This window comes from Nocardia goodfellowii (genome assembly GCF_017875645.1).
GTDB classification, from domain to species: domain Bacteria; phylum Actinomycetota; class Actinomycetes; order Mycobacteriales; family Mycobacteriaceae; genus Nocardia; species Nocardia goodfellowii.
Map to the genome: position 1 here is coordinate 6,038,190 of NZ_JAGGMR010000001.1, position 22,863 is coordinate 6,061,052.

General features: G+C 68.4%; 21 protein-coding genes and 1 pseudogene. 14 read left to right on the forward strand and 8 right to left on the reverse strand.

Annotated features, from left to right (window positions below; translation table 11 throughout):
- Positions 1-145 precede the first annotated feature (145 nt).
- The 6 genes from BJ987_RS27860 to BJ987_RS27885 are packed head-to-tail and all read left to right on the forward strand — an operon-like array spanning position 146 to position 6,901.
- Entirely contained in the window at positions 146-925 is a 780-nt protein-coding gene (locus tag BJ987_RS27860) for a GntR family transcriptional regulator (protein WP_209895768.1), read from the forward strand.
- The gene (locus BJ987_RS27865) at positions 925-1,152 is read left to right on the forward strand and encodes a 4Fe-4S dicluster domain-containing protein (protein ID WP_040689749.1); all 228 of its coding nucleotides are present in this window, start codon (positions 925-927) and stop codon (positions 1,150-1,152) included. The genes BJ987_RS27860 and BJ987_RS27865 overlap by 1 nt, the downstream gene beginning before the upstream one ends.
- Positions 1,153-1,166: 14 nt before the next feature.
- Entirely contained in the window at positions 1,167-2,579 is a 1,413-nt protein-coding gene (locus BJ987_RS27870; protein ID WP_209895770.1) for an ABC transporter substrate-binding protein, read from the forward strand.
- Positions 2,576-3,439, forward strand: coding sequence for an ABC transporter permease (locus BJ987_RS27875; protein ID WP_209895771.1), 864 nt, complete (start codon positions 2,576-2,578; stop codon positions 3,437-3,439). Before BJ987_RS27870 ends, BJ987_RS27875 begins: the two co-directional genes overlap by 4 nt.
- The gene (locus tag BJ987_RS27880; protein ID WP_209895773.1) at positions 3,436-4,188 is read left to right on the forward strand and encodes an ABC transporter ATP-binding protein; all 753 of its coding nucleotides are present in this window, start codon (positions 3,436-3,438) and stop codon (positions 4,186-4,188) included. The genes BJ987_RS27875 and BJ987_RS27880 overlap by 4 nt, the downstream gene beginning before the upstream one ends.
- Positions 4,189-4,207: 19 nt before the next feature.
- A complete protein-coding gene (locus tag BJ987_RS27885; protein WP_209895775.1) occupies positions 4,208-6,901 on the forward strand; it encodes a fumarate reductase/succinate dehydrogenase flavoprotein subunit in 2,694 nt (897 codons plus the stop codon).
- Between the two features lie 5 nt (positions 6,902-6,906).
- Here BJ987_RS27885 and BJ987_RS27890 read toward each other — a convergent pair whose 3' ends face one another.
- The 3 genes from BJ987_RS27890 to BJ987_RS27900 form a co-directional block, all read right to left on the reverse strand.
- Entirely contained in the window at positions 6,907-7,374 is a 468-nt protein-coding gene (locus tag BJ987_RS27890) for a hypothetical protein (protein ID WP_209895777.1), read from the reverse strand.
- Positions 7,375-7,484: 110 nt separating this feature from the next.
- On the reverse strand, positions 7,485-7,955 hold the full coding sequence (locus tag BJ987_RS27895; RefSeq protein WP_209895779.1) for a MarR family winged helix-turn-helix transcriptional regulator: 471 nt from the start codon (positions 7,953-7,955) through the stop codon (positions 7,485-7,487).
- Positions 7,956-8,016: 61 nt separating this feature from the next.
- Entirely contained in the window at positions 8,017-8,160 is a 144-nt protein-coding gene (locus BJ987_RS27900) for a nuclear transport factor 2-like protein (RefSeq protein ID WP_209895780.1), read from the reverse strand.
- A 147-nt stretch (positions 8,161-8,307) separates the two neighbouring features.
- Between BJ987_RS27900 and BJ987_RS27905 the strand changes: the two genes are divergently transcribed.
- The 3 genes and pseudogenes from BJ987_RS27905 to sigJ all read left to right on the forward strand — a co-directional run bounded on the left by BJ987_RS27905 (position 8,308) and on the right by sigJ (position 11,517).
- Positions 8,308-9,834, forward strand: a complete 1,527-nt coding sequence (locus BJ987_RS27905; protein WP_209895781.1) for a DUF4419 domain-containing protein — start codon at positions 8,308-8,310, stop codon at positions 9,832-9,834.
- 49 nt (positions 9,835-9,883) lie between these two features.
- Positions 9,884-10,411 (forward strand): annotated as a pseudogene (locus tag BJ987_RS27910) (FAD-dependent oxidoreductase); the annotation flags it as partial.
- A gap of 194 nt (positions 10,412-10,605) precedes the next feature.
- A complete protein-coding gene (gene sigJ / locus BJ987_RS27915) occupies positions 10,606-11,517 on the forward strand; it encodes an RNA polymerase sigma factor SigJ (protein ID WP_209895783.1) in 912 nt (303 codons plus the stop codon).
- Between the two features lie 25 nt (positions 11,518-11,542).
- Here the strand turns inward: sigJ and BJ987_RS27920 are convergent, their stop codons facing one another.
- Positions 11,543-12,703, reverse strand: coding sequence for a hypothetical protein (locus BJ987_RS27920; protein WP_209895784.1), 1,161 nt, complete (start codon positions 12,701-12,703; stop codon positions 11,543-11,545).
- A complete protein-coding gene (locus BJ987_RS27925) occupies positions 12,703-13,632 on the reverse strand; it encodes a metal-dependent hydrolase (RefSeq protein ID WP_209895785.1) in 930 nt (309 codons plus the stop codon). The genes BJ987_RS27920 and BJ987_RS27925 overlap by 1 nt, the downstream gene beginning before the upstream one ends.
- Before the next feature lie 104 nt (positions 13,633-13,736).
- Here BJ987_RS27925 and BJ987_RS27930 point away from each other — a divergent pair, with 104 nt between their 5' ends.
- A complete protein-coding gene (locus BJ987_RS27930) occupies positions 13,737-14,357 on the forward strand; it encodes a TetR/AcrR family transcriptional regulator (RefSeq protein WP_209895786.1) in 621 nt (206 codons plus the stop codon).
- On the opposite strand, the gene BJ987_RS27935 is transcribed toward BJ987_RS27930, so the two are convergent.
- Positions 14,354-15,379: an AraC family transcriptional regulator gene (locus BJ987_RS27935; RefSeq protein WP_209895787.1), complete on the reverse strand. Its 1,026-nt coding sequence runs from the start codon at positions 15,377-15,379 to the stop codon at positions 14,354-14,356. The two genes, BJ987_RS27930 and BJ987_RS27935, sit on opposite strands and share 4 nt — an antisense overlap.
- Positions 15,380-15,450: 71 nt before the next feature.
- On the opposite strand from BJ987_RS27935, the gene BJ987_RS27940 reads away from it, so the two are divergent.
- Positions 15,451-16,941: a flavin-containing monooxygenase gene (locus tag BJ987_RS27940; protein ID WP_209895788.1), complete on the forward strand. Its 1,491-nt coding sequence runs from the start codon at positions 15,451-15,453 to the stop codon at positions 16,939-16,941.
- On the opposite strand, the gene BJ987_RS27945 is transcribed toward BJ987_RS27940, so the two are convergent.
- Both BJ987_RS27945 and BJ987_RS27950 read right to left on the reverse strand, forming a co-directional pair.
- Positions 16,912-17,532: a hypothetical protein gene (locus tag BJ987_RS27945; RefSeq protein WP_209895789.1), complete on the reverse strand. Its 621-nt coding sequence runs from the start codon at positions 17,530-17,532 to the stop codon at positions 16,912-16,914. The two genes, BJ987_RS27940 and BJ987_RS27945, sit on opposite strands and share 30 nt — an antisense overlap.
- Positions 17,533-17,634: 102 nt before the next feature.
- Positions 17,635-19,098, reverse strand: coding sequence for a dihydroorotase (locus tag BJ987_RS27950; protein WP_209895790.1), 1,464 nt, complete (start codon positions 19,096-19,098; stop codon positions 17,635-17,637).
- 138 nt (positions 19,099-19,236) lie between these two features.
- Here BJ987_RS27950 and BJ987_RS27955 point away from each other — a divergent pair, with 138 nt between their 5' ends.
- From BJ987_RS27955 to BJ987_RS27965, 3 genes are all read left to right on the forward strand, one after another.
- Positions 19,237-20,424, forward strand: a complete 1,188-nt coding sequence (locus BJ987_RS27955; protein WP_209895791.1) for a CaiB/BaiF CoA transferase family protein — start codon at positions 19,237-19,239, stop codon at positions 20,422-20,424.
- Entirely contained in the window at positions 20,421-21,272 is an 852-nt protein-coding gene (locus BJ987_RS27960; RefSeq protein ID WP_209895792.1) for a cyclase family protein, read from the forward strand. The genes BJ987_RS27955 and BJ987_RS27960 overlap by 4 nt, the downstream gene beginning before the upstream one ends.
- 111 nt (positions 21,273-21,383) lie before the next feature.
- Positions 21,384-22,802 (forward strand): MmgE/PrpD family protein, encoded by a 1,419-nt coding sequence (locus BJ987_RS27965; protein WP_209895793.1) that lies wholly within the window; start codon positions 21,384-21,386, stop codon positions 22,800-22,802.
- Positions 22,803-22,863: the final 61 nt, after the last annotated feature.

Consider the following 22,863-nt stretch of genomic DNA (forward strand, 5'->3'; position numbering starts at 1 on the left):
CCTCGGTCGAGGTGGCGTAAAGCACCGGCGCACCGCTGTTTCCCCAGGTAGCGCCGGGAGGCTACCGGCGCAATACCAGCGCCGGTACGAGTGGCCCGCTCGTGGCGGCGAGCGGGCCCTCCGAACGCCGCTATCGTCACTGTTCATGCAGGTCAGCGAGCCACAGGACGATCAGCGAGCGCCCGCGCCGGTACGGCGCTTACGTGCCGACCAAGCGCGCCGGGTGGCCGATCTGATCCGCCATCAGATCCACGCGGGCGCCTTCGGCGACGTGCTGCCCAGCGAACAGCAGCTGGCCGCCGAACACGACGCCTCCCGCAACACCGTGCGCGAAGCGCTGACACTGCTCAAGGACGAGGGCCTGATCGATCGGCTGCCCAAGGTGGGCACTCGCGTCGCCGCCCGCAAATACGATCACGGCCTGGACGCGCTGCTCGGCCTGCAGGAAACCTTCCAGGGCCATGGCACTGTCCGTAACGAGGTGCGCGCCGCGCTACGGATCAGCGCGCCGCCCGCCGTCGCGCGCCGCCTCGGACTGGCGGCCGGCGCCCGCGTGGTCTATCTGGAGCGGCTGCGCTACCTCGCGGAGCTCCCGCTGAGCCTCGATCTGACCTACCTCACCCCCGAGATCGGCGACCAGGTGCTCGACCACGATCTGGCGAGCACCGACATCTTCGTGCTGCTCGAGCAGATCAGCGGACAGCGCCTCGGCTCGGCCGACCTGTCGCTGGAGGCCGTCGCCGCCGACCCGCATACCGCCGCCACGCTGGACGTTCCCGCGGCCGCCCCGCTGCTGATGCTGGAGCGGCTCACCCGCCTCGACGACGGCACTCCCGTGGACTTGGAGTTCATCCGCATGCGCGGCGACCGAATCACCATGCGCGGCAACCTGACCCGCACCAACCCCGAATGGAAGGTCATCTGATGGCGCTCGCGAATCAGCGTACCGATATCCCCGTCACCATCGACGAATCACTGTGCATCCAGGGCTGCACGCTGTGCGTCGAGATCTGCCCGCTGGACTCCCTGGCCATCAACCCCGAGAACGGCAAGGCCTTCATGCACGTCGACGAGTGCTGGTACTGCGGCCCCTGCGCGGCGCGCTGCCCCACCGGGGCAGTGACCGTCAATATGCCCTATCTGTTGCGCTGAATCCGGAAAGACCCATGAAGAGAACACGTTTCGCACCCGTCCTGCTGACCGCCGCGCTCGCGTTGACCGGCTGCTCGCTGGAACAGGCGGCGGCCGGTGACACCGTCAAGGTCGTCATCGGCTACCAGTCCAAGACCATCAACACCGTCACCGCCGGAACCCTGTTGCGCGCCAAAGGTTTCCTGGAGCAGCGGCTGAACCGGCTGTCCGGCGCGAAATACCAGGTCGAGTGGCAGGACTACGACACCGGTGCGCCGATCACCGCGCAGATGGTCGCGGAGAAGATCGATATCGGATCCATGGGCGACTACCCGGTACTGATCAACGGTTCCCGCACGCAGGCCAGCGAACGCGCCGCGACCGCCCTCGTGTCGGTCACCGGCTACAACCCCAAGGGCGCACTGAATATGGTCGTGGTGGCGCCGAATTCGACCGCCCGCACCCTCGCGGACCTGGCCGGGCAGAAAGTCTCCGCCAGTGTCGGCTCGGCGGGGCACGGCACGCTCGTGCAGGCGCTGACCCGGGCCGGCATCGATCCGAAGTCCGGTGTCGAGGTGCTCAACCAGCAACCGCAGATCGGCGCTTCGGCGCTGGAATCCTCTCAGGTCCAGGGTCTTTCGCAGTTCGTGGCCTGGCCCGGTCTACTGGTTTTCCAGAACAAGGCCCGGCTGCTCTACGACGGCGCCGAACTGAACGTGCCCACCTTCCACGCGGTGGTGGCGCGCCGTGACTACTCCGCCAAGCATCCCGAGGTGCTCGATGCCTTCCTGCAGGCGCAACTGGACGCCACCCAGTTCCTCAACGACGAACCTGTCGAGGCAGCCCAGATCGTGGCCGAGAACTCGGGCCTCCCAGCCGAAGTCGTGTACCTCTACAACGGGCCGGGCGGCACCTCCTTCGACGCCACCGTCAAGCCGCACCTGGTGGAGACGCTGAAAAGCGATGTCACCTACCTGAAGTCGATCGGCGACTTCGCCGAACTCGACATCGACGAGTTCGTCGACGACACCGCACTGCGGAAGGCGTTCGCCGAGCGCGGGCAGAACTACGACAGCGCGCTGGCGAACACCGCCAACCCGTCGCTGATCCGGGGCAACGACCCGCTGAACGGCAGGACGGCCGACAATCCCGCGACGGCGAGCGAGATCTGGTTCGCCGGTCAGGACGCCACGCAACCGGCCGCCGATCCGACGAGCCTGCTCCGGGCCGTCAAACAGGGTCGGGCGCAGGGAAAGACGATACGGGCCGCCTATGTGCCCGACGCCGAACTCGGCACGCGCTGGTTCGCGGACAAGGCGGTGTGGGTGCGCGACGGGGAGACCTATCTGCCCTTCACCACCGCCGCCGCGGCGGCGCGATATCTGGACCGGCATCCGTCGGGTGTGACCGTCGGCTTCGAGCAGGCTGTCACCGAGGTGCGGGTATGAGTACCGCCGCGGTCCTCGATCTGGAAGCGGCGCCGATAGCCGAGCCGGGCGCGGCAGAGGCCCGATCCCGGGCGGGACGCGCGGTGTGGCGTTCCCGGATCGTCCGCGTCGCGGCCGTGGTCGCCGCGATCGCGGTATGGCAGTTCCTGACCGCCAACGACCTCCGGCTCTGGGTGCGGTTCGACACGCTGCCGACCGTCACCGAGATCGGCCGGGCGTTCCGGACTCAGCTGAGCACCCAGACCTTCTATCTGGATCTCGGCCAGTCGTTGATCCGCATTCTCACCGGTTTCGGCCTCGCCGCGGCACTGGGCGTGAGCACCGGTGTGGCGCTGGGTCGCTCGCGGTGGTTCGCCGACATCGTCGGGCCGCTCACCGAACTGGCCCGGCCGATCCCGGCCATCGCCGTGGTGCCGGTGGCGATCCTGCTGTTCCCCAGTGACGAGGCGGGAATCGTCTTCATCACCTTCATCGCCGCCTACTTTCCCGTCATGGTCTCGACCCGGCACGCGGTGCGCGCACTGCCGACGCTGTGGGAGGACTCGGTGCGCACCCTCGGCGGCAACCGCTGGGACGTGCTGTGGCGAGTCGTGTTGCCCGGCAGCCTGCCCGGCGTGTTCGGCGGCTTGTCCGTCGGCATCGGCGTGGCCTGGATCTGCGTGGTCTCCGCGGAGATGATCTCCGGCCGGCTCGGTGTCGGATACCGCACCTGGCAGGCCTACACCATCGTCGACTACCCCGGCGTATTCGTCGGGATCATCACCATCGGCGTGCTCGGTTACACCACCTCGGCCGCGGTGGAATTGCTCGGCCGCCGCGCCACCCGCTGGCTGCCGCGAGTCCGGGAGGTCGCGAAATGACCGGTAGCGGAACACGATTGCGCCTGGACCGGGTGCACCTTTCCTATGGTGGCGCACCGGTGATCACCGATCTGTCGCTCGACGTGCGGCCGGGCGAGATCCTGGTGCTCACGGGGCCTTCGGGCTGCGGGAAGTCCACGGTGCTGCGCGCGCTGGCCGGACTGCTGCGTCCGGACTCCGGGCGGGTGCTGGCCGACGACGTGGCGGTCACCGGCACCGATCGCGACCGGGCGGTGGTCTTCCAGGACAACGCCCTGCTCCCCTGGCGCACCGTGCGCGCCAATATCGAACTGGCGCTGAGACTTCGCGGCGAACCCCGCGCCGGGCGCCGCGAGCGCGCCGAGAAATGGATCGAGGAGGTCGGGCTCACCGGCTTCGCCGACTTCCTGCCCAAGAGCCTGTCCGGCGGCATGCGCCAGCGGGTGCAGCTCGCCCGCGGACTGGCCGGCGCCCCGCGCGCGGTGATGATGGACGAGCCGTTCGGCGCGCTGGACACCCAGACGCGCGCCACCATGCAGCGCTTGCTGATCCAGACCTGGCAGACCCATCCGAGCACCGTCGTGTTCGTCACCCACGATGTGGACGAGGCGCTGCTGCTCGGCGACCGGGTGGCCGTGCTCGGCCGGGCCGGTCAACCGCTGCGCGCCCTGCTCGACATCCCGCGTCCCCGTACTCCCGGCGTCGACCGCGCCGCCGCGCGCGCCGAAATCATCGCCGCGCTCGGCCGGCCCGAGCTCGCCGCCCTCTGACCGAATGGTGTTGTCACCGATGGACATTCCTGATTTGACCGAGACCACCCGCCTGGACTGCGACGTCCTGGTCATCGGCGGTGGTACCGCGGGCACCATGGCCGCCCTCACCGCCGCCGAGGCCGGCGCGAACGTACTGCTGCTGGAGAAGGCGCACGTGCGGCACTCCGGCGCGCTCGCGATGGGCATGGACGGCGTGAACAACGCCGTCATCCCGGGCAAGGCCGAACCCGAGGACTACGTCGCCGAGATCACCCGCGCCAACGACGGAATCGTCGACCAGCGCACCATCTATCAGACCGCGACCCGCGGTTTCGCCATGGTGCAACGGCTGGAACGCTACGGCGTCAAATTCGAGAAGGACGAATACGGGGAGTACGCGGTGCGCCGGGTGCATCGCTCCGGGTCGTACGTGCTGCCCATGCCCGAGGGCAAGGATGTGAAGAAAGCGCTGTATCGCGTGCTGCGGCAACGGAAGATGCGCGAGAAGATCCGGATCGAGAATCGGTTGATGCCGGTGCGGGTGCTCACCGAGAGCGGCCGGGCCGTCGGAGCCGCCGCATTGCACACGCGCACCGGCGAATTCGTCGCCGTCGGCGCGAAAGCGGTGATCCTGGCGACCGGGCCGTGCGGACGGCTCGGGCTGCCCGCCTCGGGATATCTCTACGGCACGTACGAGAATCCCACGAACGCGGGTGACGGTTACGCGATGGCGTACCACGCGGGCGCGGAACTGTCGGGGATCGAATGCTTCCAGATCAACCCGCTGATCAAGGATTACAACGGACCCGCCTGCGCCTACGTCGCCAACCCGTTCGGCGGCTACCAGGTCAACGCCCACGGTGAGCGGTTCGTCGATTCCGACTACTGGTCCGGCCAGATGATGGCCGAGGTCAAACGCGAGATCGAATCCGCCCGGGGCCCCATCTATCTCAAGGTTTCACACCTGCCCGAGGAGACCCTCGACACGCTCGAAGGCATCCTGCACACCACCGAACGACCCACCCGCGGCACCTTCCACGCCAACCGCGGTCACGACTACCGCACGCACGACATCGAGATGCACATCTCCGAAATCGGTTTGTGCGGTGGGCATTCCGCCTCAGGTGTCTGGGTGGACGAGCACGCCCGCACCACGGTGCCCGGTCTCTACGCCGCCGGTGACCTGGCCTGCGTCCCGCACAACTACATGATCGGCGCGTTCGTCTTCGGCGACCTCGCGGGCGCGCACGCGGCGGGGACCCTCGCCGCGGTGCCCGCGCCGGCGGCGCTTCCGGAAGACCAGCTCGCCGCCGCGCACGAGCTGATCTACCGTCCGCTGCGGAACCCGGACGGCCCGCCCCAGCCGCAGGTCGAATACAAACTCCGGCGCTTCGTCAACGACTATGTGGCGCCGCCGAAAACCGCCGCGAAACTGTCGATCGCGGTGGAGACCTTCGAACGGATGCGCGGCGACGTCGACGGAATCGGCGCTCGCACACCGCATGAGCTCATGCGGGCCGTCGAGGTCTCCTTCATCCGCGACTGCGCCGAAATGGCGGCTCGCAGCTCGCTCACCCGGACCGAGTCCCGCTGGGGTCTGTACCACGATCGCGCGGACATCCCCGAACGCGACGACCAGGCGTGGCGCTACCATCTGAATCTGCGCAAGAACGCCGACGGCGCAATGGAATTCCGGAAGCGGCCGGTCGCGCCCTACCTGGTGCCGGTGCCCGGCCTGGACGACGTGCCCAGCACCGACCGCACCGTGCTCGCCGTCGAACAACCCGAGCTGGTCGGGCAGCGCGCTCCCCAGATCACCGAGGCGGCCGAGGCCCCCCGCGAGCCCGTCGCTCCCCCGTCACCGCGACTGGTCAGCCTGCTGGCCCTCGATTCGCCCACGGTGCCCGACCTTTCGGGGTATCTGGCCGACTCCGACCCGCAGGTGCGGGTCGCCGCGATCTCGGTGCTGACCGAGAACACACCGGACGGGTTCGCCCCGATCCTGGTGCGCGCGTTGCGCGATCCCGCGCCGGCCGTGCGCCGGACCGCGGCCGAAGGTCTGCGCGAACTCGTCGAGGTCCTGCCGACGTCGACCGGGTTGGCCGACCACCTGGACTCCCCCGACCCGCTCGTTCGCGCCACTGTGGTCGATCTGCTGCGCGCCCTGAAGACCGGTACGACCGCGCAGTTCACCGCCGCCCTGTCCGACTCGGATCACCGGGTGCGCATCGAGGCCGTGCGCGCCCTGGTCTCGCTGGACGACCGGCACGGTGTGGCCGCGGCCGCCGCGGACCACAGCCGCGAAGTGCGCGTCGTTGTCGCCCAAGGGCTTTCGGTGATCGGCAACGGCGGTCACGAGGTGGTGCGCCGGCTGACCGCCGACCGGGATCCGCTGGTCCGAGCCGCGGCGCTGACCGCGTTCGGCGCGCTGGGCGCCGAGACCGCTGCCGATATCACCGATCTGACTACCGCGCTGCGGGATTCCGCGTGGCAGGTACGCGTGGGCGCGGCCCGCGGACTGACGGGCGCGGATCCCGAAGCCGCGGTACCGGTGCTGGCCGATGCCCTCGACGATCCGCACCTGGATGTCCGCAAGGCCGCGGTGCTGGCGCTGGCCACCTGGCCGGACCACGGCGCGGCCCAGGACGCGCTGCGCAGGGCCACCGCCGACCGCGACGCCGACGTGCGCGCCTACGCCCGGCGGGCCGCTACTCAACCGGTGGCGCACTGAATCGATCAGTGCGCACTCGGTGCGGGGACCTGCCCATTGGGTAGTCGGCGATGCCCCGACAGCAGACCGGCGGACAGTTCGCCGTACGCGATTTCGAGTTCGGCGAGCCGGGTCCAGGCCGCGTGCATCTCGTGGCTGCCCGGATCGATGGTCATCAGCAAACGGAAAGCATATTCCGAAGCATCGGCCATTCGGTCTATCACCAGGCCCAGGCGCTCGGGAGTGGTGCGCGCGCCGGGATGCGGATCCGGCAGCGCCACCTCCGCCCAGTCATCGATTTGTTCTATCAATTCGGTGCGGCAGGCGTCGATGTCCGGGGCTCGGTCCGGGTGGTCACGCCGCTGACGGTGCAACTCGGCCAAGCCGAAGGCCTGGGTGCACAGCGGGCCGATCAGGTAGTGGCCGCGCAACGCGGCCAGTAACTGGTCCTTGGATGGCAACGGCTCTGGCACGGGGACATGCCTCGCTGTCATCCGAGGAACCCTCCCTTCACGTCGGCGCCGGGTATCCACACCCGGGGAGTACCACCGAAAGCGTCGGCTAACTCACAGAAATCGGTGAATCTGCCCACCCTTACCGGAACTCACGACCCCGAGCGCTGCGCGACGACCGCGTCCAGACGCTCGCCCAGGGCCATGACCTGGTCTCGAAGCCGCACCAGCTCGTCCACGGGCCAAGCGATATCGGACAGCACATTGTCGATCATTTCCTTCGCACGCTCCTGCAGCGCGAGACCCGCTGGGGTCGCGCGCAATTGGACCGCTCGTCGATCATTCGGATTCCGCACGCTCTCCACCAGGCCGCGATCGGTCAGGCGCTGGATCAGCGGCGAGACGGTGCCGTAGTCCAGACGCAACTGCTCACCGAGCTCCTTCATCGTTATCCCGGGCCGCTCCCATAACGCGAGCAGCGTCAGATATTGCGGATAGGTGACGGTCATCGCCTCGAGGTGCGGCCGATAGGCGGCGGTCATCGAGCGCGAGGTGGAGTACAGCGCGAAACAAAGCTGTGCGGCGAGCGAGAGCAGGTGGTCGTCGTTCGCTTGATCGGACATATCAGCACTGTACGACCGTCCGAGTCGGGCCGAAAGACACTACCGCCTACGCTGCCGCCGACTACAGCCGAGCTTCCGGCGCGCCGATCGGTGTCAGTACGCGCTCGACCAGTGCGGTGTCGCAGTGCTCGACGACCTCGACGATGCGGCCTTCGGCGAGACGGAAGAGGAAGCAGTAGGTCTGGTGGTAATCCTCGCCGCGCACGGTAGTGGCGTAGCCGCGCGCCTGGACGACGACGCGGTCGCGGGTTCCCGTGCGGTCACAGCCGGAAATCGGTGGCCGGGCAGGCGGGACGGCGGCAGAATGGCGGCGGGTCCAAGCGGGGCCGCACGCGAGTAGCGGGGGGACACGATGGTGACTTTCCTGGTCGACGCGGTGACGTCGGCGGCGCAGCCGCTGGCTACGCGACCGCTGGCCGAGTTTTATCCGGACGCACTGCTCATCGGCGGAGATCCGGAAACGCCGATGCTCACGCCTGATGGCGTGGACCCGCTGTTGAGTGCGGTGGGGCGGGCGTTCGCCGAGCATCGGCCGCTGGTGTTGTCGCCGGACGCGGTGTGGCTGACTATCGCACAGGGACTGGCCAGGCACATCCGGTTGCATGCCGAGCAGCTGCGGGAGCAGTTGGTCGAACACCAGGGGCAGGCGACACTGACCGTCACGGTCGGCGATTCGATGCCCACCGACCGGGATTCGTGGTCGCACGTGGTGGAACTGTTCGACAAGGCGCTGTCCGCCGAGACGCGGTACAGCGGGTTGTTCGAATGCGACTTCTCCACCAGCACCGCGGTGGAGCGGGTGGCGGGCCGGGTCGTCGCGCTGGACGCCTATGCGGAGTACTTCGCGATGTGGATGGTGTGCGTCTGCGGGATTCCGTCGATCACGCTGACCGGAACAGTCGAGGACTGGCGCGAAATTCGTGACCGGGTGGACGCGCTCGCCGACTTCGGACTCGAAACCTGGTGCCGCGCACTGGCTCCGGTCATCGAGGAATTCGTGCGGGCGGCGGACGGCGGGGCCGATATCGCTTTCTGGCAGCGCATATACAAACCGGCCGACGCCTACGGCGAGTCGGTGATCACCGGGTGGATAACCCGGCTGTACCCGTATCTCCAGGGCGGGACCACCTACGACATCCCGAACTCGATGCTGGAGTTGCCGCTGGACGAACCGCGCGAGGTGACCGTCGACGGACGCCGCTACGACGGGCCGGGCATCAGCAGCACGATGGTGCCCGCGACGCTGTCGCGGGCGGTGATCAATGTCAATGACCGCGTGGCAGGGCACAACAGGGCGGTCGCACTGCGGGCCGGGCTGGTCGGTGTGGCGCAAGACGAGGACGGGTCGTTACGCCCCCTGCCGGGCTGGCACCTGGAGACCGTCACGGTCGATATCGACGAGGTCATCGACCGCATCGAGCGAGAACACGCGGTGACGGCCGCCGTGCCGAGGAAGTACTGGGAGCGCGTCGGCGCCGACGTGGCCGCGCTCTATCGTCGCATCGGTTCGGCCACCCTGTTCGACGGCGCCTGGCGAATCCTGCCGTGGGCCGAACACCGGAACGTCCGGGTGTCCAGCACCGGCTACACCGAGATCACGGTGATGTTCGAGCTCGCCGACGGCAGCTGCGTGGGCGCTCTCGACACCATCGATCCGGGATCGCGTTCGATGATCACACACTGGGTGCGCTGCCGGGTCGCAGCGGCCGGGGATCCGTCCGCGCCATCGAAGGCCCGTCTGCTGGGCCCGCTCAGCGCGGCGCGGGTATGCGGAACCTCGTTGCCGCTGTTGCTCACCGCCGCGCTGGACCACGGCGGCCGGATCACCCACACCGAAACGGGCGGGCTCGACCGGCTGCTGCGGCGCATCCATCGGTGACACGCGTCACACTCTGTTACGTCAGCGGCGGCCGCGGTGTCCCGAGAGCATGACTGAGCACACCAGCACCACCAAGGTCGTTGTCGTCGGCGGCGGTTACGCCGGCACCCTCGCGGCCAACCGGCTGCAAACGCGCGAGGACGTCGAAATCACCCTCGTCAATCCGCGCCCGCAGTTCGTCGAGCGAATTCGGCTGCACCAGTTGGTCGCCGGTACCGGTGCCGCCGCCCAGGACTTCGGCGCGATGCTGGGCGCGCGGGTACGGCTGATCGTCGACAGTGTGACCCGCATCGACACCGCCGCCCGCAGCGTGCGTCTGGCCTCGGACCGCACACTGCGCTACGACTACCTCATCTACGCGGTCGGCAGTACGGCGGCCACACCCGCCTCGATACCCGGCGCGGCCGAATTCGCTTATCCCCTCGGGGAATGGGAGCACGCGCAGCGGCTGCGCGCCGCGATCGGCGCACTGCCGCGGGACGCGCGCATCACCGTCGTCGGTGGCGGCCCCACGGGCATCGAAACCGCCGCCGAACTGGCCGAGCAGGGCCGCACCGTCACGCTGACCAACCAACTCAGCCACCGCGACGACCGTCCCCGCACTCTCTACCTCGGCGGCAGAGTGGCCGCGTTCCTCAAGGAATCGGTCTGCAAGGCAACGGTTTCCGGGATCCGGAAGGAAGGCCGCAAGCCCGGCTCCTGCGCCACCATCACCGGGTCCGGCGCCCGGCTCGAGCGGCCGGCGCCGGCGCCCGATATGGTGTCGAACCTGTGACCGGCACCGACGAGCACACCGAACGATTCACCCTGCTGCGCCCGTTGCTGTTCACGGTCGCCTACGAAATCCTCGGCTCGGCCACCGAATCCGATGACGTCCTGCAGGACAGCTATCTGCGGTGGGTCCGGGTCGACCTGGCGACGGTCCGCGACACCAAGTCGTATCTGGCGCAACTGGTGACCAGGCAGGCGCTCAACGCGCTCCGGGCGGGTGCGCGCCGCCGCGAGGAATACATCGGCCCGTGGCTTCCCGAACCCCTGCTGCTCACCGAGAGCGACGCCCTGAGCGATGTCGTGCTCGCCGAGTCGGTGTCGATGGGCATGCTGGTGCTGCTGGAGACGCTCACGCCCGACGAGCGCGCGGTCTTCGTCCTGCACGAGGTATTCGGTTTCGGCTATCACGACATCGCCACGGCGGTAAGCAAATCCGTTCCGGCGGTGCGCCAGATAGCACATCGCGCCCGCGAACACGTCCAGGCCAGGCGCAGCCGGTTCGGGCCTGTCGACGCCGCCCAGACCGCCGCACTCACCGATCGCTTCCTGGCCGCGGCGAGCACCGGCGATATGGACGGCCTGCTGTCGATGCTCACACCCGACGCCACCTGGACCACCGACAGCGGCGGCAAGGTTTCGGCGCTGGCCTGGCACGCGACGGGCGCGCGGCGGGTGGCCGAAATCGTGCTCGGTGCATTCCGCATGCGGGAGCTGGTATCCGGGGTGCGGATCGAGACCGTCACCTTCAATCACGCTCCGGCCCTGGCCATCTACCGCGACGCCCATCTCGAGGCGGTGATGCTGATCGAGATCGCCGACGGGAAGATCACCAAGCTCTACGGCATCCGCAACCCGGACAAGCTCGCCGCGCTCGAGATCCCGCGCCGTATCACGCGCAGCGAACGCGGCTGATGTCGCGGCACGCGCCGCCGGGCAGTCAGGCCGGACTGTGGTCGGCCGGCACGGCCGGTTCGGTCCGGCCGACCGCCGAGCCGGTCCGGCGCGGCACGGTGTACACCGCGATCACGCACAGGATCGAGATCGCGAAGCAGGCCAGGGTGTACCAGAGGTTCCCGAGCGGGTCGCCGTTGTCGGTCACGCCGTCGACCGCGCTGAAGAAGTCGGGCAGGGCCGAGATCCAGAGCAATGCCATGACCGCCAGGTACACGATGCTGTAGATCCGCACGAACCGATTGGTGTAGGGCGGATCGTCCAGTTCGCCGCGCCGGAGTCCGAGCCACTGCCGGGTCAGGATCACGACGGCCACGACGCTGACGATCACCAGTTCGGCCGCGTACAAGAAGCCGCGCACGGGCGTGCTGCCCGCACCCAGCACCGTGGCGGGAATCGGCAGGATGGCGGTGCCCAGCGAGGCGAGCACGCCGATAACCACTGTGCGCCAGACCAATTGGAGGCCGGTGAAGGTCTGCCCCTGGTCGACGTGGCGGCCGACGAACCACTGCACGCACAGCGCCAGCGACATCGGCCACAGTGCCGCGAAGACGACGACGCTGGGCAGCGGCACCGCGTCGAACATCGGCTGGTTCATCGGATTGTCGACCGACCACTCCCACCACCGCAGCTGCGGACCGAGATGGTCGAAGATCTCGTAGAAGCCGTGGTGCACGAACCCCACACAGGCCGCCCCGGCAAGCACGCCGTAGCGCCGGAAAACACCCAGCGTCCGGACGATTTCGAAGGCCACGGTGGCCATGAACGGATAGATCGCGACGATGTAGAGCGGTAGCCGGCCCCACAGGAAGTCCACGGTGAAGACGTTGTGCGCGAACATCGTATCGACGTGTTCGGAGATGCCGAACTCCTGCGGGAAGTACAGCGGCGGTTCGATGATGAACAGATAGGCGGTGGCGCCGAACCAGAGCACCAGGTTGGTGGGATCACCGTGGCGGCGCAGGCGCGTGATCGCGTAGATCAGCGCGAGCACCGCACCGAGGATGATGGTGAACTCGAGAACGGGCAGGGTCCAGTTCTCCAGGGCGAACGGATTGCGGAACTCGACGAGCCCGCCCGCCTCGGCACACGAAAAGCCCAGTGCCTCGGCCAGTTCGGCGAAGGTGGGTGCGCAACCGGCGGCCATCACCGCACCTCCCGCGTCTCGGCGGTGTACCAGTGCGAGACGTCATATCCCTCGTCGAAGCGCTTGAACCACAGGTCGGCCAGCGCGGGTAGTCGCTCGTGATCCGGGTTGTGCCGGGGCATCTGACTGCGGATGATGCCTGCCAGCGCGACGAGTTGTTCTCGCAGCGGCAGATGGTCGAACGCGCGCGGCATCGGTCCGTTGTCCTCGGCCCGCAGGCCCGGCAGCAGTCGGCGAAGTTGCTGCTTACGGCGATAGGTCGCGTGCATCGCCAGCGCGTCGACCTGCCGATCCGCCAGCGGCACATGCTTGTTGAAGCCCTCGTTGGCGATCCGGATCACGCGCAGCACATGGGCGAAGATGGACGGGGCCTGCCGCATTCGGTAGAGGTCGCTGCCCACCACATGGTCGAAGATGATCAGGGCCGAGCTGCGGTGCTCGACCTCCTCGACGAAATGCCAGATGAACAGCGAGGCAACGCGATCGTCACCCGGCGCGAACAACGTCGCGTCGTTGTCCAGCATCAGTTTGAACACCGGGGTGAACGTGGCTTCCAGGTCCGCGGTATAGGCGAGCCGATACGCCAGTGTGGCGTGCGTGGTCAGGCGGTCGAATTCCGCGATGACCTGGTTGTAGGTTTCCTCGAGCCCCGGATAGGTCCGGATCAGGGCGTTGACGTGCTGGCGGTGCGCGGTGGAGTGCTGGCCCTCCTGCCGCACGAACGCGTCGGCCTCCTCGGCGACTTCGGGATCGGTGATCAGCGGCATGGCCTCGCGGATCATGTTCACGATCATCTTTTCGAAGCCGATCGCGAGCAGGGACACCGCGTTGGCCATGGCCGAGAAGGCCGGATTTCGTTCATTCCACAGGAACGGCACGTCGTGATCGGCGAATGCGAAACGCATCTTCCGGACTTGTAGATCGGTCATGGCCGACACCATACACACAACCCATCGTTTGTATGATGCTAATCGTGTCTACTGACCGGAACTGCGCAAAGGCAGCCCGGCGATCCTCTGGTACCGTCGGGCCAGTGGCAGGCAGGCGCGGGTGGGGCGGCAATCCGCCGAGCAGCGACGAAGAGGCGACGAGCCGAATCATCGCCGCCGCGGTCGAACTGATCGGGCGCACCGGGTCGGCGATCAGCATCGCCGACGTCGCGGACGCGCTCGGCGTCATCCGGCAGACCGTCTACCGCTACTTCGCCAGCGCCGACGCGCTGATGCGGGCGGCGGCGATCGCGTCGGTGGCCGAGTTCCTCGATCGGCTGACCGAGCGGGTCAGCGGCATCCACGACCCGGCCGAGGCGATGACCGAAGGCGTGGTCTTCACCTTGGCCGAGGTCACGCGCACCCCGCACCTGGGCCTTCTGGTCTCGGGGGCGTACTCCAACGTGCATCCCGACAGCCTCACCTCCGACGCGGCGCAGATGTTCGGCATGCAGATGATCCGGCGCTTCGATGTCGACTGGGAGAGCTACGGATACGACGAGCAGGCGCTCTATGAACTCGTCGAATTCTGCCTGCGCATCCAGCAGTCGTTCTTCGCCGCGCCGAGCAATCCGCCGCGCAGCGACGATGAACTGCGGCGGTATCTACGGCGCTGGATGGGTTCGGCCATTCTGGCCCAAAACCTCCCCGCCACCAGGCTTTAGCGGCGCGGCTCGCGGGGTGCGCGGCCGGTCCAGCGACGGTGGGCGCGGCTGAAACCGGCGGCGTCGTGATAGCCGAGACGACGCGCTATCTCGGTGAGGGTGAGCCGGTCCAGGGTCAGCAGATCGGCGGCCAGGGCGGAGCGCACCTCGTCGACGAGTTCGCGGAACGAGGTGCCCTCGGCCCGCAGGTGCCGGCGCAGCGTGCGCTCGTCGAGATGCAGGCGGGCGGCGATATCGGCGGCCGAGGGAGCGTGGTCGATGTCGGCGAGGATCAGGGCGCGCACGCGGGCGGAAATGCCGCGACGCGATCGCCGGGCCTCCAGCATGCGCGTGCACTGTTCTTCCAGCAGCAGCGCGGTGGTCGAATCCGCTTGCGGCAGTGGGCGATCCAGCAACGAGGCGGCGACCACGATCCGGTGCCGCTCGGTTCCGGTACGCAGGTCGACGCCGGGCAGCAGTGCACGCAGGGCCGTCGCGCGGGAGCCGGTGAACGCCGCCTCGACCCGCAACCCCTGATGCGCGCCGATCGCGATGGGCGAGAGGACGGCGATCTTGGTGAGCTCGCGTTCGACGAAGAACCCCCGGACGTCGGCGGGGATGTCGGTGTCGTCGAAGATCACCGTCAGGTCTGACCCGCTGGGTTCGAGCACCGGTTTGATGAACGCGAAGGACAGTTCCGCATATCGCACGCCGAGGCGGATCGCCTCGCGCACACTCGCACTGGACAGCATGGCGTAGCCCCAGACGCCCAGGGTGCCGATGGTGTAGCGCAACCCGGCGGCGACGCCGAGTCCGGGCTGGTCACCGACCCGGTTCAGCAGATTGCGCGCGATGGCGAGTTCCTGCCCGCCCTCGATGAAGGTGTCGGCGCGGTCCAGGTCGGCGGAGCGCAGGCCGGTGCCGGACAGGCATTCGGCGGCGGTCAGCCCGTGCGCCGCGCCCAGCTCGACGAGAATCCGCGTGGCGGCGGGTCCGCGCGGATGGTCCCAGGTGGGAGTCTCGGCTGTGCTGTCCGTGCTCATGTCCGGAAATGACAATAGCTCATCCGGATCGGACCTCGTCGCGACCGGGGCCGCGAGCCTACCGTCCAACCATGACGAGTAAGGCAGTGTCGGTCGCCATCATCGGTGCGGGGTTCGGCGGGCTGGCCGCGGCAATCGAACTGGACCGCAACGGCATTCACGACTACACCGTTTTCGAACGCGGCGAGTCCGTCGGCGGCGTGTGGCGGGCGAACTCGTATCCCGGTGCGGCCTGCGACGTGCCGTCGCCGATCTACTCGTTCTCCTACGAGCTGGAGACGGAGTGGTCGCGGCGGTTCGGCACCCAGCCGGAGATCCATCGATACCTGCGGCGCACCGCCGACAAGTACGGCGTGACCCGCAAGATCCGGTTCGGTACCGAGGTCGTCGCGGCGACCTTCGAGGAGGACGCGGGCCGCTGGCGGGTCGAGCAGGCCGGCGGGGAGGTGGACTACTTCGATGCGCTGATCTGCGCGACCGGGCAGCTGTCCCGGCCCAAACTGCCCGAACTCGACGGGATGGACAGTTTCGCGGGAGCGCAGTTCCACTCGGCGCAGTGGGACCACAGCGTCGATCTGACCGGCAAGCGGGTCGCGGTGGTCGGTAGCGGTGCGAGCGCGGTGCAGATCGTGCCCGCCATCGCCGACCGGGTCGCGGCGCTGGAGGTGGTGCAGCGGTCGGCGTATTGGGTGGGCAACAAATGGGACCATCAGACCAGCAAGACCGTGCGCGCCCTGCTGCGCACCGTGCCCGGACTCGCACGGCTGCAACACAATGCCGAATGGCTCTGGTACGAAGCGCGGGCGCCGTTCATCGCGCGCTGGGCCGAACCGGTGCAGATCGCGTTCGAGTACTGGCTGAAGTTCAAGATCCGCCGCGAGATTCGCGATCCGGAGCTGCGCGCGGCGGTGACGCCGGACTACCGGTTCGGATGCAATCGGGTGCTGCTGTCCAACGCCTGGTATCCGGCGCTGGACCGAGAGCATGTGACCCTGCATCCACACGGCGTCCACCGCGTCACCGAGCGCGGACTGGTGCTCTCCGACGGTAGCGAGGTGGCCGCCGATGTCATCGTGTGGTGCACGGGCTTCACGGCGAGCGAGTATCTCGCGCCGATCGACATCACCGGGCTCGACGGACGAAAACTGCACGCGGAGTGGAAGTCCGGGCCGTACGCCCATCTCGGCATCACGGTGTCCGGCTACCCGAATATGTTCCTGATGTACGGGCCCAACACCGGGTCGCTCACCAACACCATCACCTTCCTGCTGGAGAAGCAGGCCCGTTACGCCCGCCAGGCGATCGAGCGGATCGCCGCGCGCGGCGGGTGGCTCGACGTGCGCCCGGAAGTGCAGGAGGCGTTCAACGACGGACTCCAGCACACGTTGCGGCGCACGGTATTCACCACCGGCTGCCCCGGCTGGTATCACACTCCCGAGGGCAAGGTCACCGCCGTCTGGCCGGGCTCGCACGTCGCCTACGCCCGCAAGACCCGGAAGGTCGATTTCGACGAGTACGAGCACCGTGCCGCTTCAGGCGAGCTCATGCACGGGCTGTCGTAGCCGGACGGCCGCCACCAGGGCGGTGAACATCACGGCCTCACCGGCGTTGCCGAGCGGTGGTACCGCGAAGGCCGCGCCCGAGGCCACGAAAAGGATGGCCGTGGCCAGCGCCAGCCACGGCCAATTCAGCTTGCGCCACAGCATGATTCCGGCGATGAGCAGCACGATGGAGACGACCAGTGCGGGGATCGGCGGGCCGGACGGTGTTTCCGGGGCGTACCGGACCGTATCGGCGAACCGGCGTGGGATCAGACGCAGGTCGGTCAGATCCGCGACAGCGCCCCAGGCGATCAGAGCGGCGGTGAGCAGCCAGGCCCAGCGCATCCGGATCCGCAGCACGCATTGCGCGGCCCAGATCACCAGCAGCGGGGTCAGTACCACGTGGCCGACGAATCTGCCCACACTGAGGTCGTGCAGTAGATTGCCCGGACCCAGTGTGGCGCCCAGCCCGAATATCGCCGAGTCGTAAGCCAATCCGATGCCGACCGCGTAGAGGCACAGCCGAGCAGGCCCCGTTACCGCGCTCCCCCGCAGCATCAGCACACACGCGATTTGGAATCCGGCCAGCGATAACAGTGCGACGGACAGCATCGGTCTCCTCGGTCGGCCGGAGGGATGATGCCACCCGGCATGCGCTTCCAGTGTGGATGTAGCGGAGGTCGCCGCCGCGAGCGGCCCTCGGGCACACTCGCCTCAGACCGGCGCGCGGCGCAGATAGCGGCCCTGCGGATCGCCCTGGACTTTGCCGTCGTTCAGGATGTGCTGACCCCGCAGGAAGACATCGGTGACCCGGGCGTTCATCTCGAATCCCTCGAAAGGCGTGTATTGCTGCGCGGATTCGGAATCCGCGGCCCGCACGGTCCAGCGCGCTCCGGGATCGACGAGCGCGATATCGGCATCGAAGCCCGCGGCGATGGCGCCCTTGGTTCGCAGGCCGTAGCGCTGGGCCGGGTTCCATGCGGTCAACTCCGCGATGCGAGACAGCGGCAGACCACGCTTCCGCCCCGCGCCCACCAGCCCGGGTAACAGGTACTCGGCGCCGCCGAAGCCGGACTTGGCGGCGAACACGTCGCCGCGGTCGGCCCCGAATTTCTGCTCCTCGCGGCAGCAGGCGTGATCGCTGACCACCCAGTCGATGTCGCCGTCCAGCAGATGCCGCCACAGCGTCTCGACGTCGTCGCGGTCGCGCAGCGGTGGGTTCACCTTGCCACCGAGACCGTGCGCGGTATCGACGTCCGCGAGCAGGTGACCGATGGTGACCTCGCGGCGAAAGTCGACGTGCGGGAAGGCTCGCGCCATCGTGAGCGCGGCCTCGACCGCCTTGGCCGAGGACAGGTGCAGCAGGTTGATGTTCGCCAAGCCGGTTTCGTGGGCCAGATAGGCGGCCATGGTGATGGCCAGACCCTCGGAATGGGCGGGACGCGAGGCGCTGTAGGCGCGCAAGCCGGTCAGCGTGCCCGCGCGCTCCACCATCTCGGTGTACGCGGTCATGATCTCGGCGGTCTCGCAGTGCAGCGACAGGGAGATCCGGTCACCGAAACGCGCACGTGCGTCTTGGATTCCACGCATCACGAACTCGAAGTGCGCCAGGTCGTAGCGCGCACTGGGCGGAATCATCAGGAAGTCGGCCTGATCCGTGGCGCGCCCGTGCAGGCCGTGCCCACCGTAGAACATGAAGATCTTGAACGAGGTGATGCCGAAATCCTCGATGAGCGCGGGGATCTCGGCAATATGCTCGGCGGTCATCGGGGCGAGGTGCAGGGCGTGATCGACGAAGGCGCGGCCTGCCATCCGGTCGAGCACCTCCGGCACGAAGTCGCGGTAGGCGCCGCCCCGATTCAGGTAGTAGCGCCCGGTCCGCATGTAGGTGATGGACGTGGTGACGCCGCCCTGGGCACAGGCCCGGCTTTCGCTGGCGGTGTCGGCGGACAGCTCCTGATAGATACCCCAGTGCTGATGGGCGTCGACGATGCCCGGAAAGGCCAGCAGCCCTTGGGCATCCACCACGCGGTCTACGCCCCCCGCGGCCAGATTCGGGCCCACGGCGGTGACGACACCTTCCGCGACAGCGATATCCACGGCCGCGGGACTGTCGGTGGACGGGTCACCCGGGCGCACCACGCGGGCGTTCCGGATCAGCAGGTCGGTCGCCGCCACGATGACTCCAGTTTCTCTGTGCGAAACATCATTACCAATTGGCCGATCATGGCAGTAGTATGCGCTGATAGTCAATGCCGCAGAAGCACTCTCGCGTTTCGTTGTGGGAAACAACTGCGGCGGTGAGGAGTTGGGGCGATGACCGATCCGCTGTCGGGAATCCGGGTGCTGGATGTGGCGACACTGTTCGCGGGGCCGCTGGCAGCGACGCTGCTCGCGGATTTCGGGGCCGAGGTGATCAAGATCGAGCACCCCAACGGCGATCCGGTGCGCACCCACGGCGCGCAGCGGGACGGGGTCGGCTTGTGGTGGAAGATGCTGGGGCGCGGCAAGAAGTCGGTCACCCTGTACCTCGGTTCGCCCGACGGCCAGGAGATCTTCCGGCGCATGGTGGCCGACGCGGATGTGGTCATCGAGAATTTTCGCCCCGGCACCCTCGAGCGCTGGGGCCTCGGCTACGCCGAACTCCGCGCGATCAACCCCCGGCTGGTGCTGACCCGGGTCACCGGCTTCGGCCAGATCGGCCCGTACGCACACCGGCCCGGCTTCGGCACGCTGGCCGAGGCGATGAGCGGGTTCGCCGCCGTCACCGGCGAACCCGACGGGCCGCCGACCCTGCCGCCGTTCGGCCTCGCCGACGGCATCGCCGCATTGGCCACCGCCTTCGCGGTAATGACCGCGCTGCGAGCCCGCGACCGCGACGGACACGGTCAGCAGATCGACATGGCCATCATCGAACCCATCCTCACCGTGCTCGGGCCGCAGCTCATCGCCTACGACCAACTCGGTGAACTGCAGCCGCGGATGGGCAACCGATCCGCCAACAATGCCCCCCGCAATACCTATCGCACGGCGGACGGCGGCTGGGTGGCGGTGTCCACCAGTGCCCAGTCGGTTGCCGAGCGGGTTGTGCGCCTGGTCGGGCGGGCCGACCTCGCCGAGCAGCCGTGGTTCGGCTCGGGAGCCGAAAGAGCCCGGCACGCAGACGAACTCGATGCCGCGGTCGGCGGCTGGATCGTCGCCCGATCGACCGAGGAGGTGGTGCGCGCCTTCGAGAAAGCCGAAGCCGCCGTGGCACCGATCTACACCGCCGCCGACATCATGACCGATCCGCAATTCCAGGCGCTGGGCACCATCGCCGAACTGCCCGACGACGAACTGGGACTCGTGAAAATGCAGAACGTGCTGTTCCGGCTGTCCGCAACGCCCGGCCGAATCCGCTGGACCGGGCCACCGTTGGGCGCACACACCGCCGAAGTGCTCGCGGGCTACGGTGTGACCGCCGACCGGCTGGCCGAACTCCGCACCACCGGAGTCGTGCGATGAGCGAGCGAGACACCGTCCTGCGGTCAACGCACCGGAGGCGCGATCCGTTGCTGGAGGCGGTGCGCGGCGGTGTCGATCTGATCGAACTCGGGCAGCCGTTCTTCACCGGCATGCCCTGTTCACCCAACCATCCCGGCTTCCGAATGACGCTGGCGCGCAGGCACGGTGACATGGTGCGCCCCGACGGCGGGTCCGCGTCCAACGAGATCATTGTGACCGGTGGGCATGTCGGGACCCACATCGACGCGCTCAGCCACGTCAGCCAGGACGGCCGGCTACACGGCGGCATCGATGCCGCCGACGCGCAGCGGGGCGGGACGTTCACCGTGCACGGGGCCGAGCATCTGCCCGGCTTCCTGCGGCGCGGAATCCTGCTCGATATCGCCCGGGTGCACGACACCGACACGCTGCCCGGCGGTTACGAAGTCACCGTCGAGGATTTGGCGCGGGCGGCGGCACTGGCCGGGGCCGAGCCCACGTCGGGGGATGTGGTGCTGATTCGCACCGGGTGGGCGCGGCTGTTCGACCGTCCCGAGGCGTATCTGGGTGGGCAGTCCGGCGTACCCGGCATCGGGGTGGCGGGTGCTCGGTGGCTGGCGGCCCGCGGCATCGCCGCCACCGGTGCCGACACCACCGCCTACGAGTGCCTGGCTCCCGGCGCGGGACACAGCGTGCTGCCGGTACACCGGGTGCTGCTGGTGGAATCCGGGATCTTCATCCTCGAACATCTGGCACTGGAAGTGCTTTCCGCCCAGAGGATTTCGGAGTTCGTGTTCGTACTGGCACCCTTGCGCATTGTCGGCGGAACCGGGTCTCCGGTCCGCCCTTTCGCGGCGGTAGGCCGATGACGAGGTGGACGCGGCCGGGCGAACCGAGGCCAGCGGTGAATCCAGTGGCTGCTCTGGTTCGGGCGATGACCAGTCGGGGATCATCGACGGCGAGAGTAGGGCGGTGCGTTCATGAATGAGCGGACAATCGTTCAGCGGTTGGCGGAATTCGCCGCATCGGCGCGCGATCGTGGTCTCGGTACGGAGTTGCGCGCCGACGCGGCCCGCCGGGTGCTCGACGTCCTCGGCAACAGCCTCGCGGCCCAACACACTCCCGCTGCGGCGACGGTGCGCGCGCTGATCACCGAGTGGGGCGGCACGCCGCGCGCGACCGCGCTCGGCCTGCCCGGCCGCCACCCGGAGGCCAGTGCGGCATTGCTCGGCGGAACCCTCGCGCACGCCATGGATTTCGATGACACGCACCTGCCGTCGGTGCTGCACCCTTCGGCTTCGGTGGTACCCACCGCTTTGGCGGTCGCGGAGGCTACCGGCGCTGCCGGTGCGGCGCTGCTGGACGCGGTGGCCGTCGGTGTGGAGATCACCGTGCGCCTCGGCATGGCGGGCTACGACGAGGCTCTGGGCAACTCGGTCTTCTTCGAGCGGGGCCAGCACGCGACCGCGATCTGCGGGGCCGTCGGCGCCGCGGCCGCGGCCGCCATGCTGTACCGCTCGGACGCCGACGGCATCGCCCACGCCCTCGGCATCGCCGCGAGCATGGGTTCGGGACTGCTGGAAGCCAATCGCACCGGCGGCACCGTGAAGCGGGTGCACTGCGGGTGGGCCGGGCACGCCGCGGTGACGGCGGCGAGCCTGGCACGGCACGGCATGACCGGCCCGCCGACCGTGATCGAAGGCAGATTCGGTCTGCTGCAAGCCTTTTGCGGTGACCGAGCGGTACCCTCGGCGATCACCGGCGCGCTCGGCGAGCACTGGGAGTTGCCCGGGGTCTTCTTCAAGCCCTACCCGTGCAACCACTTCACCCATGCGGGCATCGACGCCGCACTCCGCCTCCGCGCCCGTGGCGTCACCGCCGCGGAGGTGGTCCGCTTGGAGCTGGGCGCACCGGCACCGGTACTGCGCACCATCGGCGAACCGCTCGACGCCAAGCGTCGCCCCGAATCCGGTTATCACGCGGCGTTTTCCGGCCCGTACACCGTTGCCGCGGCGCTGCTGGGCGGCGGCGGCCTCGGGGTGTTCCACGAGGACTTCACCGACGCCGCCGCCCGTGACCCACAGCGCCTCGCCCTGGCGGCGAAGCTCGATTGCGTCCCGGACCCGCACTGCGACAAGATCTTCCCGCACCAGTTCCCCGCCGTGCTCACCGCCGAACTGCACGACGGCCGCACCCGCACCGAACGCGTGGACGTCAATCGGGGCGGCCCCGGTAACCCACTTTCACCCGAGGAACTCGCGACCAAATTCCGCCTCAACACCACCCATCTGCTGACCCCCGCCGAGGCCGACACCGTCAGCGAGACCGTATACGGATTGGCCGACCTGGAAGATCTGGAGCCACTGCTGACCCAGCTACGAGCAACAGCAGTTCGCTGAACAGCAAATCCAACGCGTCCACACTGCCCGTTGACATATGCAGGTAATCACCTGCATGATT